This is a genomic window from Priestia sp. LL-8 (assembly GCF_036227845.1).
In the GTDB taxonomy this organism is placed as follows: Bacteria; Bacillota; Bacilli; order Bacillales; family Bacillaceae_H; genus Priestia; species Priestia zanthoxyli.
In genome coordinates, this window is sequence record NZ_JAZAQH010000001.1 from 4,108,107 (window position 1) to 4,125,615 (window position 17,509).

Here is a 17,509-nt window from a genome sequence, read left to right on the forward strand (position 1 = left end):
TTTTTTTATGGTTTCAGCTTTTCTAAATAGGTTACGGCATCCGAAAATGAATCCACGGGTACAATTTTCATATCACTGTTTATTTTTTTAGCTGTCTTCACTGCTTCTCGGTAGTTAGAGCCCGCAGCCCCTTTTTCATTTGGTGCAAAGAAAATCTCTGCTCCTTCTTTATCTGCCGCTACAATTTTTTGCGAAATACCTCCGATTGGTCCTACCTCTCCTTTATCATTGATAGTCCCTGTACCTGCGACTCGGTGGCCTTTTGTCATGTCCTCTTTAACAAGCTGATTATAAATTTCAAGCGAGAACATCAGCCCTGCTGAAGGCCCTCCTATTTTTTCAGTATCAATATGTATATCGGGCTTAACTTTTAATTCTTGGTTTGTTTCTAAGGCAATTCCTAGGCCTACTCGTTTCGGCTCGTCAGGAAATGCTTTAACTTTTAGAGTATGTTTGCTTTCTTTGCCATCTCTTTTTACATAAATTGATACTGAATCTCCTGCTTTTTTAGTCGATACGTAGTTGATTAAGTCCTCAGCAGTTTGAATTTTTTTCTCGTCTACTTTCGTCACTACATCTCCAACATGAAGTTTTCCATGTGCAGGCATATTTTCTACAACATATGTAACATATACGCCTTTATTGAGATAGGAAACGGTCTTTCCAGCTGCTTCGTATGCTACTGAAATAGCGGCATTTTTTGACGTATCCATCATATGTAATTGCCTTGTCGAGTAATCTTCATCGCTTTCACCTTGCTGCAAAATTTGCTTTGTAGGGAAAATTTCATGAAAGTCCTGTATTTTCGCAAGACCATATGAAAGAGGAGTTGCTCTGCCCATTCTTACAGTTGTAAGCATAAACGTCCCTTTTTCATGGTATCCATCTTCTACCTTAATGATAGGCGCAAGTTCTTCTGCCATTCCAGGCTTTGTAATGTAGTACGGCAAAGGATAAAAACAAAGCATTGCCACCACTGCAATAACAGCCAAATATACCAAAATTCTAATTCTAGATTTCACTTTTTTTGTTCTCCTTCCAATGATCAATTGCTTGTAGGATAGAAGGCAACTGCTCATGTGCTGCTTGTTCACCAATTGAAATCATTTCTTGAATGTTTGTAAACGCTCGGGAACTAAAAGTATCGAGATTAGGACGAATCATAATGTCTGAAGCAATGGTCCGATGAGCTACTAGCTCATCTTGCAAAATATCTAAACTTTGCATAATGACATCGAAAATGGAGCTGATTTCTGCATTCACTTTCGCTTTTGATACATCGACTCCAATAACAATATCAGATCCCATTTCTTTTACAACCGATACAGGAATACGATCCACTACCCCGCCGTCTACAAGCAATCGTCCATCAATTACTTCGGGAGCAAAGATTCCTGGAATTGAAATACTTGCTCTCACCGCTTCAGCGATAGGTCCTTTTTTAAACACCACTTTCTCTCCTGTTTTCAAATCTGTCGCTACAATGGCAAACGGTATAGATAGCTGTTCAATGGTTCTATTTTGCGTAAAGGTGCGAACCAACGATTTTACTCTGTTGCCTGTAATAAATCCCATTTTGGGCACGGTAAAATCCAAATAATACTTTCGTTTGAACGTTAGCGCCATTTTATAAAGAGTTGTCAGTTCAATACCCGACGCATATAGTGCACCAACTAAAGCTCCCATGCTGCTGCCAGCTAGAAAATCAATAGGAATGTTATTTTCTGTTAGCGTTTTGATTACTCCTAAATGTGCAAAACCTCTAGCTCCACCTGAGCCTAACGCAACTCCTATTTTTGGGCTTTCCACTTTACCTGCCCCCTCGTTTTACCTTATAGACTTCTAAAAATGTAAAAACATTTGATGAGCTTCTCTATCATTGTTGCCCTGTCTTCGGTAGGACTATTCTTCATTTTCTATTTGTTCATTTAGTATGAAGCTAAAGATATGTTTTGCTCAATCCACGGTGGTTATTAAGCATTATACTATACTGAAGGTTGTTTTAAGAAATTCTTACTCTTCGCTTGCTGCGCATACGTTTTTTTACTCCTTGACTATCCTAGAAGTGCATTGATTTATGTATATGAATTGTATTTCCAAATGTGACAAGACGCCTTTTTATTCAGTATGAATTTATTTTCTCCTTACTCATAGGCATAAAGTCGATGCATAGCTTCGTATATTGATATATAGAAGAACTTGTACATTTGCCTAAAACTCCTCATTTCATTCGTATCAAAATGACGTGAGCTTAGAAAAGGAGATGAATCGTTCGTTGAATAAATCGATGGTGAAAACACTTCTGCTCGGGACGAGCGTAACGCTTCTCGCTATTGCGCTTATTGTATATCCAAAAGAAGCGCTAGAAGGTTCAGTAAGAGGTCTCAACACATGGTGGAAGGTCGTCTTTCCTTCTCTGCTGCCCTTTTTTATTGTTTCAGAAATGCTTATTGGGTTTGGCGTAGTGAAGTTCATTGGAATCTTATTAGAGCCGTTTATGAGGCCTTTATTCCGAGTACCTGGAGTAGGGGGTTTTGCTTTAGCAATGGGCATGGCTTCTGGGTTTCCTTCAGGTGCAAAAATCACTTCCCGGCTGCGTCAAGAAAAGCAGCTAACAGCTATCGAAGCTGAAAGACTCGTATCATTTACTAACTCATCTAACCCTATTTTTATTTTTGGGGCTGTGGCAGTTGGCTTTTTTCACAATCCAGCTGTCGGTATCATATTAGCTCTCTCTCATTACATAGGGAATATTTGTGTAGGACTGGTGATGCGTTTTTATGGATCAGCAAAACCGAAAGGGCAAGTAACTCAAAAACCTTCTTTATCGTTAGCTTTTCATGAAATGCATAAAACGCGTTTAAAAGATAAGCGTCCTATCGGGAAGCTTCTAGGAGATGCAGTTACTTCTGCTGTTCAATCTCTCTTAATGATTGGCGGTTTTATCATTTTATTTTCTGTATTAAACAAACTTTTATATGTTACTCATATCACGGCCGTTTTAAGCAGCGGTCTAGCTTATTTATTTTCCCTGTGTCATATAGGGACTGAACTCAGCCTTCCCTTTATTTCAGGGCTTTTTGAGATCACGCTAGGAAGCCGTCTAGCAAGTGAAGCACCAGACACGCTGCTGTTTCATCAAATTATCATCGTTAGCTTTGTACTAGGCTTCAGCGGTTTCTCCGTTCAAGCACAAGTAGCTAGCATACTCGCCGAAACAGATATTCGATTTTTCCCGTTTTTTATTGCACGCATTTTTCACGGCTGTTTTGCGGTAGTATTCACTATCTTTCTATGGGGTCCTCTTCGAGAATCCATTACTACTTTTCAAGCATCTGAAGGAGCACTGCCGGTTTTTTCTCACTTGGAGTCCGTTACGATTCTATCGCAGTGGCTAAACGTGTACGGTCCGCTCTTAACGATTTTTACGCTGTGCTGCTATATTTATATATATTCAAAACGAACGTTTCTTCATCGTTCCTAGTAAAAAAAGAACGTGACGTTTTCTTATCGGCAAAGAAAACATCACGTTCTTTTTTATCTTATTTTTGAGACAGCTGCTCAAATTTTTCCGCAAGCGCTTCTCTAACAGGGGGAGGAACTAATTCAGAGATATTCCCGCCATATTTAGCTACTTCTTTTACAATACTAGAACTTAAAAACGAATATTGATTATTTGTCATCATAAATAACGTTTCGATTTCTTTATCTAATACGCGATTTACAGATGTGATTTGCATTTCGTACTCAAAATCCGATACTGCACGCAAACCTCTTAAAATGGTCTTTGCCTGCTTTTCTTTTGCATATTCCATTAATAATCCGCTGTACGACTCTACTACTACATTAGGAAGTGATTTTGTTACTTCTTTCAGCAAAGCTACTCGCTCTTCCCCTGTAAATAGAGGACTTTTTGAAGAGTTATTTAAAACAACTACATAAATCGTATCAAATACATTTGCGCCTCGTTTAATAATATCAAAATGTCCATTTGTAACTGGATCAAAGCTTCCTGGACAAACAGCTATACTGCCCATACGTATCCCCTTTCTACATCTAACAGCTCATTGATTTATTCAACTGATTCTTCTTTTTTGTATGTATAAATAGAAACACCAATGATACCGTACGTTTCGCTTTTTATTTTTTCAAATAAACCAATCTCATTATCTAAATGTACATCATGAGAATGCTCTGCTACAATAATTCCTGTTTTTGCTAGAAGGTTTTCTTCACTTACGGTTTCGATAAGCGCTTTCAACTTTTGTGCTTTATACGGTGGATCAAGCAAAAGTAAATCGACAGTCAGCTCCCTTTTCTTTATCGCTTTCAGTGCACGTTCTGCATCATTTCGATACACTTCAGCGCGGTCTTCTAACCGGCAGGATGCTAAGTTTGCTTTAATCGTCTGAATCGCTTTGCCATCCCGATCCACAAAAATGACTTTATCTATTCCTCGGCTTAGAGCTTCAATTCCCAAGCCACCGCTTCCACCGAACAAATCAAGAGCTGTTCCACCTTCAAAAAACGGTCCAATCATATTAAAAATAGCTTCTTTCACCTTATCTGTTGTAGGGCGGGTTGAGTATCCTGGAACCGCCTTTAACGCATGGCCTTTATATAAACCTGCTACTACTCTCATCCTTATCACTACCTTACTTTTACTTCCTTATTCTTCATTATCCTAACATATTTTGAATTACAAAGACTAGCAAAAATCCTCAATTTATTCAATGCTGGATACATTCTGTGCAATAACCCAGCAGCTTGCTTTTATGCTGGACTTTTACGACCGTCTCCTTAGATATACTGATTCTTTTCTAAAAGATACAACTATGAAGATCATTCCGCATTTCGTTCATAGAAGATTTCCTTTACTTTAATATGTCATAATAAACGTAAATTTACCCTTTTTCTCTGTCATGTTATCAGTCTTTTATGTTTTAAAAATTGAATTTCACAAGACAGGTATATGAACGTTTAAAACGGACATACTGACTAGTAACAACATCATCTAACCGATGTTGTTGCCAACCGCGGAGAAGACTTACGTTTCCCCATAAGTTCTTCCTCCGGTTTCTCCTCTCCCTTTGCCTTCATCAAGGTGCTTGTAATCGCAGAGGTGATTACACCCCTTTATTGAAGGGCCCTACAATGAGTAGTTGTAGGGATTTTTTTATTTACTCTTAAAATATTCAGTGATACATTAAACTACGTGAGTTTGCTTTTTTAATACATAAAGGGGGAAATACATATGATTCAGCGTTTTATTGAGCTCGGAGAAGGGTATTCAGATATTTATGAGCTGTTAGAGATTGTCAAAAGCAACAAACATCGTCTTGCTCATCTTATTATGCTGCGGACAGTAAAAGAAGATCGACAAGTAGCTTCTTTTGTCGCTGTCTTGCATCCAACAGCTGAAGGAAATTTCCAACCGCTTTACGTTTGCCGAGAAGGAATTGTTTTAAAACAAAACGACAGCAAGCGCGTTGAGTTATTTAAACAAGCTGCTGAGGAAGCAGGGAAAGAAATTGTGGTACTCGATGTCAAACCATCTACTACCTTTCCAGAAACAGCGCTATACTATCAGCATCTGATTGGCATTTTGCGAATGAACCGCTTTATTCCGCCGATGCAGTAATCTCATCCCTGCCTATTCGTTTGCTAAAGGGGAGTAAAATAAAAAAAGGAATGTACATCACATTCCTTTTTTGTTTAAATTCCTATCTTATAGTCATATTCCTTTGCTTTATCAGGCTTCGAATTTTCGAATTCTGTTTTTAAAAACGGCCGATAAGAAGGATCTACTTTCTTCACAAAAGGTAGAGACTGAAGTTTATGGATTGTTTTTTCAATGCCATCTTGGTTGCAATATAAGACAACATACTTTAATTCTTTCGATACGTAATGTACATTTCCGTACTTGCGCAATGCTTTTGCTTGCTTAACAGAATGCACATACGCCACAATTCCTTGACGTTCAACAAACATATTTAGTTCCCCTTTTGCATACGTTATATTGGTTTTCTTTATCATAAATTCTTTTATATGAAGTAGGTGCTTTATGTATGAATTTAGATGATATTTGGATGCTCTTTCTTACTCATTTTAACGAGCACACAGCTATTGAACAAGTCATTTTCAAAAAAATCACAAATATACCCTTCTTGTATATAAACACATCAATTGAGCGTAGAAAAATAGATGAGCTTCTAGAAGCTTCATCTATTTTTGCTACATCCAATACGAATGCTACGTGGCGCTCGACTTTTGTCAGAAGTCAGCATCTTACTTATGTCTATCAGCATAGGTTTTACGTTCCACAGCGTAAAATGGCCTGCTGCGGAAATTCCTGTGCTGATTGCATTCGATTTATACAGTGAACGGCTTATGCGCTGCACCCACAGCTTCCACCAGATCCGCATCCACCGCCGCAGCTGCTTCCCGTATCAAAAAACGGATTTCCCGTTGGTACTTTAACATGCTCGGAAACAGCTTGACCAAGGATAACGCTAATTTCATCAAGCAGCTTTTGTAATTCATTTTCTGCTTTTTTGAACGCAGCGATTGTCGCGTGTAAATCAACTTGACGCTTTACATCACGTACTTGTCTCGTAATGGTTTTATAATCAGGATGATATTTTCCAAATCGCTGAACATCCTCATACTGTTCCTTTATTTTCACAAATTCAGCAATTAATGCCTGTGCATGTGAATCTTTTTTTAATCTATATAAACATTGACGATAGTTCTCGGCTACGTCTGATTGTAACACCATGTTAGCTACATGATCAGACTCATCGAGCAATTCAACAGTTCTCATTGTTGTCAGCATAGCTGTGCACCTCCGCTTTTATCTTATCACGTTTTGGATCTAAAGAAAAAGAACTTGCTAAAACAGCTTACACTGATTTACTACAAGTTCTACTTTTTAACTATATAATTTCAACCGTAAAGGTATTCCTCACTTGATAACTTTCTTCTTTAGATTTCATCAGTTCAATCGTAACCGTATGAGATCCTTTTGGAAGATCACTTAAAACAAAGGCTGCTTGCTTCATTTCTTTAAATGGTTTTCCATCTACTGTGATTTGAAGAAATCCACTCTCTGTTGAAAATGAAAACCCGCTTAGAATACATTCAACGTACACGTTCTGCCCTTTCACATGCTGATGTACCATCAGTGAAGGTTTTGCATTCATTGCACCAAACGTTTCAGCTGCCCGCGGTTGAGAGGAAGTTTTAGTCTCAGGTTTTGGTTTATCATGGTTGCATCCTAGCAGAGAAACTACACATAAGGCCGTCGTTAATAGTAAGCGCATAATACCATTCCTTTATCATTCGTTTCTCCATAGTGTTTACAAACTCTTTGTTTTTACTCATGATATGCAAAAATCTCTGCATCACTATGTATGCAGAGATCATTGATTTTTCATGGACTGAAACATATGAAACATCATGTTTGCCATTTGAATTGAATTCGAAAATTTTTCAACTTTATGAGGAATGGTTTGTTTATAGTAGTGTTTGGATTCTAATTCAAACTTCTCCAGTTCTTCAGGATTTCTAGATAAGCGCCGGTACCACATTGGCTGTTCACGAACGAAGTCGTTAAGCTTAGGACGAGACTGCATATATTCGTATATATCTTTTCTCATTTCGTTTAATCTTTCCTAAAGCCAAATGGATTCCCTGGCCCGGAAGCTGCTCCTCCACCTGATGGCTTAGATGGTTGAAATTGCTGCAGTACTTGTTGAATATTCGAAATCGCTGAATTTACATTCGTGATATGATTTTGCATTTGATTCAAGTCCATGTTTTTCAGCGAGGATACAATTGTACCCATAATATCTTTTTTCTCCTCTGTGGCAGCAGCCGGTTCAGCCTTCGCACTTTCTTCTGAACGATATGCCTCCCACATTGGATCTTCTGCACCGAATAAATACCAATCTTCATAAAGCTCTTTCCACGTTTTTTGCTGCTTTCGAACCTGTTCCACTAATTTTGGATGTGATTTTACAAATTGCTTAAATTCCACAACGGACGGATGAAGCTCTCGTTTGGTTTCCTTCACAGTCACTCACCTCATACTTAAATATAGCCTACTATATCTTAGAAAAAGAGAGCTCGTTTCGTGCGTCTATTTCAAAAATTTTTTATAGCTGTTTTTTTGAAGAAGCACGAACTGTGAACCAGTATGTAATGAAGATAGATAAAATGCTTAGCCAAAATGTAAAATAACCAATTTCAGACATATACGCATTAAGCATGCTGTATCTTGGCATCATAGAAAAAACGTAATCAATGATATCATTATGTACAGCCCATACAGCGGCAACAGCTAAATGCCATAATTTAATCCGGTAAAACGGTACGTATAAAAGCCCTTGAAAAGCCATTGCTGCATGAGAAGCCATTAACATAAGCATCATCCAATCAATGTATCCTGTCAACACATAGACCAATACATTCATTACGACGGCCCAAATCCCGTATTTAAACAGCGTGATCATTGCTAAAGCTTCAAACAGTGAAAAATGCTTTCCAAGTAAAAGACCGATAAGTACAATAACAAAAAACAAACTTGCCGTTGGACTATCAGGCACAAATAATAAAAACTTCTTAGGTGTTTCCGCTAATTGACTTCCATACCAAATATATCCGTAGATTGTTCCTAATATATTCACAATCAGCAAAAGCGTTAAAAAACGCTTATCTTTTAAGGTATACCATAACCAAGCCATTTAGAAAGTCTCCTTTACATTTGATCTCTTCTTTATTATGTACAGTTTTTGAACAATAGCAAGCACCTATCTCATTGATGTAAAACACAGCATTAAATAAATTCAAAAAAAAACCAGCCCCTTGGCTGATTTTCACTATTCTTTCCCTAAGTTTCCGACAAATTCCGAGAGCGTTTTCAATTCTTTATCTGAACCTTTGAAAACACCTTTTGGCATATTGCCTTTACCATTTTTTGCGATATTGGCGATTTCTTCAGGAGATAGATCAATTCCTGTTAAAGCTGGAGCCGCAGGGCCTCCCTGTAAGTTATCACCATGGCAGGTCAAGCACGTTTGCTCTTGCATGATTTTGTAGCCTTCTGAATTTTTGTCAATCGCTACTTCTTCTCTAATTTTCCCTTGCTCTTCACGCGCTTTCCAATCCACCTGTGTCGCTGACTGCCACGTTAGGAAAAAGACTGCTGCTATAGCCAAAAGCATGAATCCTGTTGCAAACGGCCTCTTAGCCGGTCTTCTTTCTGGTCCTCGATCAATGAACGGAGCAAGCATTAATGCGCCAAATGCAATCCCTGGAATAATAAATGCACCTATAATATTATATGGACCAGAAGCAAATGAATATTTAAGCAATTGATATAGAAACAAAAAATACCAGTCAGGAAGAGGCAAGTACCCCGTATCAGTCGGATCGGCAATACGTTCAAGAGGAGATGGGTGAGCGATGGTTAAACATAGATAACCGATTAAAAAAACTGCCCCTACCATCCATTCTTTCAATAAAAAGTTTGGCCAGAATGCTTCTGTTTTCCCTGGAAATTCAGAGTAATCTTTTGGAATATTGGGTTTTCGTTCTGCAGGAACACGTGAATCTCCAACAAACTTCATCCCTTTACCACGATGCATGTTCTCCCTCCTTTTTCTCACTGTTCTAGTGAAAGTACGAACAACGGAGTATGTGCTTGATGCATATGATGACTAGTGTGATTGACTAATTGAATAAAGCGTATAAAATTTTATAGTGGTCCTGAAATTCCTTGTTTGCGAATCATTAAGAAGTGGGCACCCATTAAGCCAAGTAGGGCTCCGGGTAAAAAGAATACGTGAATGGCGAAAAAGCGAGTTAGTGTTTGAGCACCAACGATGTCTGGATGTCCTGAGAGTAATGTCTTCACTTGCTGGCCTATAATCGGTGTGGATTCAGCAATTTGCAAACCTACTTTCGTTGCAAATAGCGCTTTCATATCCCACGGCAACAAATAACCTGTAAAACCTAAACCTAACATAACAAAGAAAATTAACACACCCACAATCCAGTTTAACTCGCGGGGTTTTTTGTATGCTCCTTGGAAGAAAACACGAAGTGTATGTAAAAACATCATGACGATAACCAAACTTGCTCCCCAGTGATGCATACCTCGAACAATTTGTCCGAAAGCGACTTCATTTTGCAGATAATAAACGGATTCCCATGCATTTTTTATATCTGGTACATAATACATGGTTAAAAACATACCTGATAAAATTTGAATAACGGTAACAAAAAACGTTAATCCACCAAAACAATACACAAATGCTGAAAAGTGATGTGCAGGATTTACGTGTTCTGGCACTTCATGATCGGCCACATCTCGCCATAAAGGAGTAATATCTAGCCGTTCATCCACCCAGTCATAGATTTTATTCAACATTTTCTATGCCCCTCCTTGTGGTTTGGCTTTTCCTAGATATAACGTACCGCCTTTTACCTTTTGAACGTATACATCTAACGGTCCCATCGGTGGTGTCCCAGGTACATTTTTACCGCTTTTTTCATACATTCCCCCATGACAAGGGCAGTAGAAACGATGTGGATAGTTTTTGTCACCAGCCCAGTTAACCGTACAGCCTAAATGCTTACAAATTGGTGACAGCGCGACGATTTCACCTTTATCAGTTTTGTACACCCAAGCCGATCTTGGTTCTTCTGATTTATGCCACGCATCCACTTGCTTGATTTTAAAATCGACACGTTTCGGCTCTTTTGTAATGTCTTTAACCTGCGCTACAGCTACTAAATCCTGACCCGCTTCTTTTTCCAAAATTGGGTCTACTGCAAAGCGCACCATTGGCATTAACATTCCAGCAGCCATAAATCCTCCTACACCAGTGAGCGTATAGTTTAAAAACTGTCGTCTTGATACCCGATCACCCATGCTTTTCCCCCCTTTAAAAAAGTTCAGTCCAGAGAATTTTGGACACATGATGGACCATTCTATTAAACTAGGACATAATCATGATATATTAATATTTCTGGAAGGTCAATACAATAAAAACCTAAAACATGGAAATAATCTTTATTTTTCTAAATTTTTCGTTATTATTTTGTTTGCGCTTCCATTACTTATTTTATAGCCTTTTCATATACTCCATTTCTCTACAAAAATCGGCAGAAGCTGTTGAACTTGTTCATGTATGAGCGTATACTTATGCGACTCATCTATATGCTCAAGCGGTAAAGCGGGTATCCAAATGCAGTACGCTCCTATTTCTTTTTCATACTGCAGCCAGTCTCGGTCGCTAGTAAGCACAAAAAGATGTTTGACTTCATTGTCATTTATATGCTCATTCCAACGAAGTAATGTTTCATAAACAGCAGCTACTCCATCTTTTTTTAAGTATGTAAAACTAGGTGTTAAAATCACTCTTCCTTTAAATTGTCTCTCTAACTCTTCAGTAAGAGCAGTCGTATATTCACTCATAGATGCAGTAAGCTTTAAATCTTCTCCAAAATCAATTGGAATGAGTGGAACTAATACGGTATCAACATAACTTTTGGATTGTAGATACACATCCATTTCCTTGGCCTGAAGCTTCAACTTCCTTCTCCTCTCAGCAAGCTCGCTAAAGCTTGTCTTATTTATTTTTCAAAATGAATAAGAAGATAAAAAAAGAGATTGACCTTTTTCTAAGAAGCTAGCCAATCCCTCGTTTATCTACTGTACATAATGGTTATTTAAATATTCGCTTAAGCGCTGAAATTCCTCTTTATCGTTTTCATCTAACGCTTTATCAATTAGTTCCATGATTTTTGATCGTTGAAACTTCTGAATAGATTCTTCCAATATTTGCTCAGCTAATACTCTGTCTTTTTCATTTGTTTGATTAGCTTTTGGCATATACGGATTGTCTTCCAGTACAGCCACATATTGAGGCGATGAATACAACGATCGGAAGTTTAATTGAATATAAATGTCTTCTTCTCGATTCAAACGAATATCATGAAATGATTTTTCTGCATCGGTTGTCATGATATTTTCTTTATAAAAACGAAATGGAGGGTCTTCCACACAGTGCGTAGACATCACCATCCCGCGAGGACAAAACTGTGCTTGCTCAACGAAGTGAACTCGTTTCATCAATTGATCATGGCTCATCAAATAATTTAAAATCCATACACATTCTCTGCGCTTCAGCTGATAATTCGTTAAAAACCAGCGAACAAATTCTTTTTTCTCGTTGACAGTAACAGGGGTCGTCATATTCTCACTTCCCTCCTCTGTGTTTAAACTCTCAGTTAAAACACCTTTTACAGTTATTTATTCCACACGGCAGCAATAAAATCCTCTGAACTATTATTTATTCTTCTAATTGAAATAATATGTCTTGAATTTCATCTACTGTTGGATCCATTGCTAATAAAGCTTGGAAAATCCCCTTCGCTTTCGAGCGCTGTCCTTCTTCTAATAAGAAGTAACCATACTCTTCTAAAAACGCATACTCTTCTTTAAAAACAGTATATGCAGATTCGTAGTATTTTAGCGCTTCTTCATAATTTTCTAATTCCTGATGAGCTTTTGCTAAATCCCATTCAAAATGAGGGTCATGCTCATTATATTCTTTGGCGTGCTCGATATTCTCTACTACATCTTCATACCTCTCTTGACTCATATAAAGTTTAGAGAGAGTTAAAATAGCTTCAATATATCCTGGATCTAGTGCAATCGCTTGTTGAAATGCCGATTCAGCCTCTTCTTCTAGACCGCGCTTTAATGCTATTTTACCTTTAAAAAAGTAAAGTTCTTTTTGAAATTCATCCTGCGCAATACCTTCGTTGACAGCCACCGCAGCCTCTTCTAGCATCTCTTCATGTTCATATGATTTTGCTAAATATAAATAAAGAGAATGGTACTCACGGTCTAACTCTTTTAGTTCTGTGAACTTTTCAATAGCGGTCTGATAATGACCTGCTTGATACGCTGAAATCGCATATTCAAATAGTGTGTTAATCTCAAGCTTATCTTTTAGCGCTTGATCAAAGTAAGGAAGCGCTTCTTCGAACTGGCCGATACCTGCTAAACTTTCAGCTAATCGCTGACGAAGATCCGTGCCGTTAAATTCTTTTTCTGTTTTTAGCAGCGTTTGATAAAAAGGAATCGCCTTTTGATAAATTCCTTGACTGCTGTAAAATTCACCGAGCCCAAAATCTATAACGGGTTCATTTGGAAGCATTTTTTTCGCTTCCATTAACTTTTGCTCACTTACTTCACTAAGGCCTTGCATTTGATATAGGTCAGCTACAAGAAGCAGAGCTGGCACGTAGTTATCATCTTCGCTGCTAATTTGATTTAAAATATGAATTGCTTCTTCTTCTTCTTCTAAATCAATAAGCATTTCAGCTTTTAATAAATACAGCTCGCCTTCTTCTGGGTATTTAGCGATGAGCTCGTCTATTAAAGGAAGCGCATCATTCACCAGTCCCCACTCCTGAAGCTGTTCAGCCATTAAAAATTTTTCTTCGTCTGTAGCTTTATCTTTCAATTCATGAATAAGGGCAAGACCTTTTTCAATTTCATTGGATTCTACGTAACCTATCGCGCGGTCTAGTTCTTTCACACACAATTCTCCTTTATTATTACATTCACTTTTTATATAAAAATAAAACGAATTAATTTTCTATTTTTTCTAAACGGAAGCAAGAACACATGCTTCTATACACCATGATAAAATAGTTTGAGCGTTTGTTCAACAAATCAATTTGAATACGCTTACATTTTTTAGATAAAAACGAGATTGAGACATGAAAATTACGTTCACCCTATCAATAAAAAATCCGAACGAGTTGGATTCTCTATCAAGAATATCAATTCGTCGTTCGGATTTCCCTTCAACCAAAATACGTTTGTCCCAGTCTCTTTCTTATTCGCTTAGTTTATCAAGATCTTCAAAGAAAGTAGGATAGGATACGTGAATAGCTTCACTTCTCATTAGTGTTACCTCTCCCGTTGCAATGGCTGCTGCTACCGCAAGCATCATTCCAATTCGATGATCTCCATAGCTGTCTACTTCACCGGTTCGCAGGGCCGTCTTGCCTTCAATGATGAGGCCATCAGCTGTTGGAGTAACAGAGGCACCGAGCTTGCTTAGCTCCGTTGCAACCGTATCGATACGGTTCGTTTCTTTTACTTTTAATTCTTCGGCATCTTTAATAACTGTTTTCCCATTCGCCTGAGTCGCCAAAAGAGCGATCACTGGAATTTCATCAATTAAACGAGGAATTAAATCCCCCCCAATTTCAATCCCTTTCAACTGAGACGTTTCAATCGTCAAATCGCCAATAGGCTCTCCATTTTGAATACGTTCATTAGAAATTGTAAGGTGTGCACCCATTTGCTGAAGCACATCAATAATACCTGTTCTTGTAGGATTGAGTCCGACGTTTTTCAAAACGATTCGGCTGTTTGGAACAATGGCTCCTGCAACAAGAAAGAACGCGGCTGAAGAAATGTCACCAGGTACGTATACATCCGTTCCGCGCAGAGATTGTCCTCCTTCAACGCTTACAGTCGTTCCATCTACCTCTACGTCTACTCCAAAGGCGCGAAGCATACGCTCTGTATGGTCCCGTGATGTAAAAGGCTCGGTTACTTTTGTTGTGCCTTCCGCATGAAGTCCCGCTAGTAAAATCGCTGATTTTACTTGTGCACTTGCTACAGGAGAATGGTAATGAATTGCTTTTAAAGCTCCTCCTCGAGTGGATAAAGGCGTATATTGGCCGTGCTCACGCCCATCAATCTTTGCACCCATAGAGCGCAGGGGCACCGTAACGCGGCTCATGGGACGCTTGGCAATCGACTCATCTCCAATTAGAGACGTATGAAATGGCACACCTGCAAGAATCCCAAGCATTAAACGAGTAGTCGTTCCTGAATTCCCTACATCTAAGATGGAAGTAGGTTCACTTAACCCTTCGATACCTTTACCTTCTACTTCGACATATTCGCCTTCTCTTTTAATCGATACGCCCATCTTTTCAAAACACGAAATCGTACTTAAGCAATCTTCCCCTGCTAAAAAATGATTAATCGTTGTTTTCCCTTCTGCCATCGCTCCGAACATCACAGCTCTGTGAGAAATCGACTTATCTCCAGGAATAGAAATTTCTCCTTGGAAAGATGAAAGATTCGTTTTTAATTGTTTTGCACTCATTTCATTCACACCTTTCGTACATTAAGAAATAAACGTCTGATATTGATGCTGATGGAGACACGCTCTTGCCCGTTTTCTATCTTCCTCTGTTTGAAAGCTCAAGCGTAATACTCCGTAGATGTCTTCTCGTGTTTCTAAAATTCGAATGTTTGTAATACTGATTTCATCTTCTGCTAGATAACCGGTTACTTCTGAAATAATCCCCGGATAGTCAGGAACATCCACATAGAGATCATAAAAGGATGGAATCGCTCCTTTGGTTCGTACGGGAAGCTGATCTCTAAATTGTTTTGCTTGTGAAAAATATGTATAGATATCGTTCGCATCTTTTCGTTCGATCATATTTCGCACGTCGTTCATTTCTTCAAGCCAGTGGTCAAACATTGAAAGAAGCGCATCCTGGTTATGAAGCAAAATATCTCTCCACATCGCTGGACTGCTTGAAGCAATACGTGTAATATCACGAAACCCTCCAGCTGCAAGCTGCGAAACTAGCTGATTGTCTTGTTGGTAATATTCTGCTTGATGAACAAGGCTTGCAGCAATAATATGTGGAAAATGGCTAATGACACCTGCTAATTTATCATGTTCTTTTGGTGACATCACAATAATTTTAGCTTTTGTACCACTTAGCAATTCCTTTAAGCTGTTTAAAGCCTCCGAAGAAGTAGAAGATGAAGGTGTTAATACATACATTGCATTTTCAAATAAATGAGCTTTAGAAGCAGCTACTCCGCTTTTATGAGACCCCGCCATTGGATGACCGCCGATAAACTCAATGCCTTTAGAAATAAGAACCTCGGCTGTCTTCACTACTTCTTCTTTTGTACTTCCTACGTCTGTTACGATGACAGACTGTTTGAGCGTAAAATGTTCGAACTGTTTTAGTACTTCCGCTGCTTGGGTGACCGGAATGGCAATAACAATATAATCCGCTTGCTCAGCGCCTTGTTGCAAAGAAGAAGCCGCTTGGTCAATTACGCCTAGAGTTTTAGCGAGCTCCAGCTGCTCTTGATTAATGTCAAAACCTATTACATCAAGATGATGATGCGTCTTTTTTATATTAAGTGCAAGAGATCCTCCAATTAATCCCAGGCCTATAACAAAAACATTTTCTTTCACTTTCCTTCACCTCATTGTACATATGAAGATGAGAGTGTGAAATCACACTCTCATCTTTTACTATATTAGATATTAAGCTTTCGCCGTTTCTTGGTTAACAAACTGCTGAAGCAATTCAATGATTTGTTCATTTTGTTCTTTTGTTCCCACCGTAATACGAACGGAAGTTGGGAAGCCTAGTGCATTCCCTGAACGAACGATAAATCCGCGCTCCAATAAAAATTGAAACACTTCATCGCCTTGACGACCAAAATCAATTAGAACAAAATTAGTGAAAGACGGATAATAGTTTAAGCCATTCTTATCACAGAAAGCATAGTACTGCTGCAAACCTTCTTCATTTTTCTTTTTACACTCTTCAATGAACGCTTGGTCTTCAAGAGCAACGATTGCTGCTTTTTGAGCCATGCGGCTTGTATTAAAAGGTTCACGAGCCGGCTCAATTTTTTGTAGCAATGATTCGTTTGCAATACCGTAACCAATGCGCAAAGAAGCTAAGCCGTATGCTTTTGAAAATGTGCGAAGTACAATTAAGTTTTCGTATTCATTCAAAAACTCTATCGTATTCGGATAGTCGGCTTGATCTGCTGCATACTCAAAATAGGCTTCATCCATAACGATTAATGTATGCTTAGGAACTTGTTTCATAAAAGAAATTAACTCATCGCCCTTCACATACGTTCCCGTTGGGTTATTAGGGCTGCATACCCACACAATTGTCGTATTTTCATCAATTGCACGAAGCATAGCATCTAAATCATGATCTCCGCCGCGCAGCGGTACTTCACGGATTTCTGCACCTTCAATTACGGCATTGTGCTTATATTGAGGAAATGACGGCGTCGGCATGACAGTATTTGTATCAGCCGATAGCAAAGCTCGGCAAATAATTTGAATGACTTCATCAGACCCATTTCCAAAAATCAGCTGATCTTGCTCTACGTCTACGTGCTTTGCTACTGCTGCACGCAGTTCAGCTGCATAGCCGTCTGGATAAAGCGCCATATTTTCGATTTCTGCAGCAATCGCCTCTTTTACTAAAGCAGAACTGCCGTAAGGATTTTCATTAGACGCTAATTTTACGACGCGATCTAAATTAAATTCACGCTTTACTTCTTCAATTGGCTTACCTGGTTTATATGGAGATAAAGTTAGTAATTGTTCTTTTACCTTCAACG

The 17,509-nt window shown here is 38.5% G+C and carries 22 protein-coding genes; 3 read left to right on the top strand and 19 right to left on the bottom strand.

Annotated elements, in window-relative coordinates:
* Positions 1 to 5: 5 nt before the first annotated feature.
* Positions 6 to 1,022, bottom strand: a complete 1,017-nt coding sequence (locus U9R83_RS21420) for a SepM family pheromone-processing serine protease (RefSeq protein WP_279400967.1) — start codon at positions 1,020 to 1,022, stop codon at positions 6 to 8.
* Positions 1,012 to 1,809 carry a patatin-like phospholipase family protein gene (locus U9R83_RS21425; RefSeq protein WP_115654866.1) on the bottom strand — a complete coding sequence of 266 codons (798 nt, stop codon included), beginning with the start codon at positions 1,807 to 1,809 and terminating at the stop codon, positions 1,012 to 1,014. Before U9R83_RS21425 ends, U9R83_RS21420 begins: the two co-directional genes overlap by 11 nt.
* Before the next feature lie 466 nt (positions 1,810 to 2,275).
* Between U9R83_RS21425 and ylbJ the strand changes: the two genes are divergently transcribed.
* Positions 2,276 to 3,484: a sporulation integral membrane protein YlbJ gene (gene ylbJ / locus U9R83_RS21430; protein ID WP_014458363.1), complete on the top strand. Its 1,209-nt coding sequence runs from the start codon at positions 2,276 to 2,278 to the stop codon at positions 3,482 to 3,484.
* Positions 3,485 to 3,542: 58 nt separating this feature from the next.
* Here the strand turns inward: ylbJ and coaD are convergent, their stop codons facing one another.
* Together coaD and rsmD are read right to left on the bottom strand one after the other, a co-directional pair.
* Entirely contained in the window at positions 3,543 to 4,037 is a 495-nt protein-coding gene (gene coaD, locus U9R83_RS21435) for a pantetheine-phosphate adenylyltransferase (RefSeq protein WP_013058982.1), read from the bottom strand.
* A gap of 35 nt (positions 4,038 to 4,072) precedes the next feature.
* Positions 4,073 to 4,642 (bottom strand): 16S rRNA (guanine(966)-N(2))-methyltransferase RsmD, encoded by a 570-nt coding sequence (gene rsmD, locus U9R83_RS21440; protein WP_013084870.1) that lies wholly within the window; start codon positions 4,640 to 4,642, stop codon positions 4,073 to 4,075.
* A gap of 612 nt (positions 4,643 to 5,254) precedes the next feature.
* Here rsmD and U9R83_RS21445 point away from each other — a divergent pair.
* Entirely contained in the window at positions 5,255 to 5,641 is a 387-nt protein-coding gene (locus U9R83_RS21445; protein WP_014458362.1) for a DUF7147 family protein, read from the top strand.
* A 74-nt stretch (positions 5,642 to 5,715) separates the two neighbouring features.
* Here U9R83_RS21445 and U9R83_RS21450 read toward each other — a convergent pair whose 3' ends face one another.
* Positions 5,716 to 5,991, bottom strand: a complete 276-nt coding sequence (locus tag U9R83_RS21450; protein ID WP_013058985.1) for a YlbG family protein — start codon at positions 5,989 to 5,991, stop codon at positions 5,716 to 5,718.
* Positions 5,992 to 6,068: 77 nt separating this feature from the next.
* On the opposite strand from U9R83_RS21450, the gene U9R83_RS21455 reads away from it, so the two are divergent.
* Entirely contained in the window at positions 6,069 to 6,383 is a 315-nt protein-coding gene (locus tag U9R83_RS21455) for a hypothetical protein (RefSeq protein WP_115654867.1), read from the top strand.
* Between the two features lie 5 nt (positions 6,384 to 6,388).
* Here the strand turns inward: U9R83_RS21455 and U9R83_RS21460 are convergent, their stop codons facing one another.
* The 14 genes from U9R83_RS21460 to hisC form a co-directional block, all read right to left on the bottom strand.
* On the bottom strand, positions 6,389 to 6,835 hold the full coding sequence (locus U9R83_RS21460; protein WP_014458360.1) for a YlbF family regulator: 447 nt from the start codon (positions 6,833 to 6,835) through the stop codon (positions 6,389 to 6,391).
* Positions 6,836 to 6,935: 100 nt separating this feature from the next.
* Positions 6,936 to 7,322: a hypothetical protein gene (locus U9R83_RS21465; protein WP_014458359.1), complete on the bottom strand. Its 387-nt coding sequence runs from the start codon at positions 7,320 to 7,322 to the stop codon at positions 6,936 to 6,938.
* Between the two features lie 99 nt (positions 7,323 to 7,421).
* A complete protein-coding gene (locus U9R83_RS21470) occupies positions 7,422 to 7,658 on the bottom strand; it encodes a YlbE-like family protein (protein ID WP_013058988.1) in 237 nt (78 codons plus the stop codon).
* 5 nt (positions 7,659 to 7,663) lie between these two features.
* Entirely contained in the window at positions 7,664 to 8,074 is a 411-nt protein-coding gene (locus U9R83_RS21475; protein WP_013058989.1) for a YlbD family protein, read from the bottom strand.
* 82 nt (positions 8,075 to 8,156) lie between these two features.
* Positions 8,157 to 8,744, bottom strand: a complete 588-nt coding sequence (locus U9R83_RS21480) for a DUF1405 domain-containing protein (RefSeq protein ID WP_013084876.1) — start codon at positions 8,742 to 8,744, stop codon at positions 8,157 to 8,159.
* 135 nt (positions 8,745 to 8,879) lie between these two features.
* Positions 8,880 to 9,647: a menaquinol-cytochrome c reductase cytochrome b/c subunit gene (locus U9R83_RS21485; protein ID WP_013058991.1), complete on the bottom strand. Its 768-nt coding sequence runs from the start codon at positions 9,645 to 9,647 to the stop codon at positions 8,880 to 8,882.
* A 110-nt stretch (positions 9,648 to 9,757) separates the two neighbouring features.
* Positions 9,758 to 10,432: a menaquinol-cytochrome c reductase cytochrome b subunit gene (qcrB, locus tag U9R83_RS21490; protein ID WP_013058992.1), complete on the bottom strand. Its 675-nt coding sequence runs from the start codon at positions 10,430 to 10,432 to the stop codon at positions 9,758 to 9,760.
* Between the two features lie 3 nt (positions 10,433 to 10,435).
* The gene (locus U9R83_RS21495) at positions 10,436 to 10,936 is read right to left on the bottom strand and encodes a QcrA and Rieske domain-containing protein (protein ID WP_013058993.1); all 501 of its coding nucleotides are present in this window, start codon (positions 10,934 to 10,936) and stop codon (positions 10,436 to 10,438) included.
* 204 nt (positions 10,937 to 11,140) lie between these two features.
* Positions 11,141 to 11,599, bottom strand: coding sequence for a YpiF family protein (locus tag U9R83_RS21500; protein WP_042991911.1), 459 nt, complete (start codon positions 11,597 to 11,599; stop codon positions 11,141 to 11,143).
* Between the two features lie 117 nt (positions 11,600 to 11,716).
* Positions 11,717 to 12,262 carry a ReoY family proteolytic degradation factor gene (locus tag U9R83_RS21505; protein WP_013058996.1) on the bottom strand — a complete coding sequence of 182 codons (546 nt, stop codon included), beginning with the start codon at positions 12,260 to 12,262 and terminating at the stop codon, positions 11,717 to 11,719.
* A 97-nt stretch (positions 12,263 to 12,359) separates the two neighbouring features.
* Positions 12,360 to 13,622 (bottom strand): tetratricopeptide repeat protein, encoded by a 1,263-nt coding sequence (locus U9R83_RS21510; protein WP_153255001.1) that lies wholly within the window; start codon positions 13,620 to 13,622, stop codon positions 12,360 to 12,362.
* 297 nt (positions 13,623 to 13,919) lie between these two features.
* Positions 13,920 to 15,209: a 3-phosphoshikimate 1-carboxyvinyltransferase gene (aroA, locus tag U9R83_RS21515; RefSeq protein ID WP_115654868.1), complete on the bottom strand. Its 1,290-nt coding sequence runs from the start codon at positions 15,207 to 15,209 to the stop codon at positions 13,920 to 13,922.
* 21 nt (positions 15,210 to 15,230) lie between these two features.
* On the bottom strand, positions 15,231 to 16,331 hold the full coding sequence (locus U9R83_RS21520) for a prephenate dehydrogenase (protein ID WP_014458355.1): 1,101 nt from the start codon (positions 16,329 to 16,331) through the stop codon (positions 15,231 to 15,233).
* Positions 16,332 to 16,403: 72 nt separating this feature from the next.
* Positions 16,404 to 17,507: a histidinol-phosphate transaminase gene (gene hisC / locus U9R83_RS21525; protein WP_243549914.1), complete on the bottom strand. Its 1,104-nt coding sequence runs from the start codon at positions 17,505 to 17,507 to the stop codon at positions 16,404 to 16,406.
* Positions 17,508 to 17,509: the final 2 nt, after the last annotated feature.

What these genes read in the sequence shown, in the direction of transcription:
- coaD (WP_013058982.1), bottom strand. Translation starts at nt 4,037, where the DNA reads ATGGGCAGTATAGCTGTTTGTCCAGGAAGCTTTGATCCAGTTACAAAT.
- rsmD (WP_013084870.1), bottom strand. Translation starts at nt 4,642, where the DNA reads ATGAGAGTAGTAGCAGGTTTATATAAAGGCCATGCGTTAAAGGCGGTT.
- U9R83_RS21445 (WP_014458362.1), top strand. Translation starts at nt 5,255, where the DNA reads ATGATTCAGCGTTTTATTGAGCTCGGAGAAGGGTATTCAGATATTTAT.
- U9R83_RS21450 (WP_013058985.1), bottom strand. Translation starts at nt 5,991, where the DNA reads ATGTTTGTTGAACGTCAAGGAATTGTGGCGTATGTGCATTCTGTTAAG.
- U9R83_RS21455 (WP_115654867.1), top strand. Translation starts at nt 6,069, where the DNA reads ATGAATTTAGATGATATTTGGATGCTCTTTCTTACTCATTTTAACGAG.
- U9R83_RS21460 (WP_014458360.1), bottom strand. Translation starts at nt 6,835, where the DNA reads ATGCTGACAACAATGAGAACTGTTGAATTGCTCGATGAGTCTGATCAT.
- U9R83_RS21465 (WP_014458359.1), bottom strand. Translation starts at nt 7,322, where the DNA reads ATGCGCTTACTATTAACGACGGCCTTATGTGTAGTTTCTCTGCTAGGA.
- U9R83_RS21470 (WP_013058988.1), bottom strand. Translation starts at nt 7,658, where the DNA reads ATGAGAAAAGATATATACGAATATATGCAGTCTCGTCCTAAGCTTAAC.
- U9R83_RS21480 (WP_013084876.1), bottom strand. Translation starts at nt 8,744, where the DNA reads ATGGCTTGGTTATGGTATACCTTAAAAGATAAGCGTTTTTTAACGCTT.
- U9R83_RS21485 (WP_013058991.1), bottom strand. Translation starts at nt 9,647, where the DNA reads ATGCATCGTGGTAAAGGGATGAAGTTTGTTGGAGATTCACGTGTTCCT.
- qcrB (WP_013058992.1), bottom strand. Translation starts at nt 10,432, where the DNA reads ATGTTGAATAAAATCTATGACTGGGTGGATGAACGGCTAGATATTACT.
- U9R83_RS21495 (WP_013058993.1), bottom strand. Translation starts at nt 10,936, where the DNA reads ATGGGTGATCGGGTATCAAGACGACAGTTTTTAAACTATACGCTCACT.
- U9R83_RS21505 (WP_013058996.1), bottom strand. Translation starts at nt 12,262, where the DNA reads ATGACGACCCCTGTTACTGTCAACGAGAAAAAAGAATTTGTTCGCTGG.
- aroA (WP_115654868.1), bottom strand. Translation starts at nt 15,209, where the DNA reads ATGAGTGCAAAACAATTAAAAACGAATCTTTCATCTTTCCAAGGAGAA.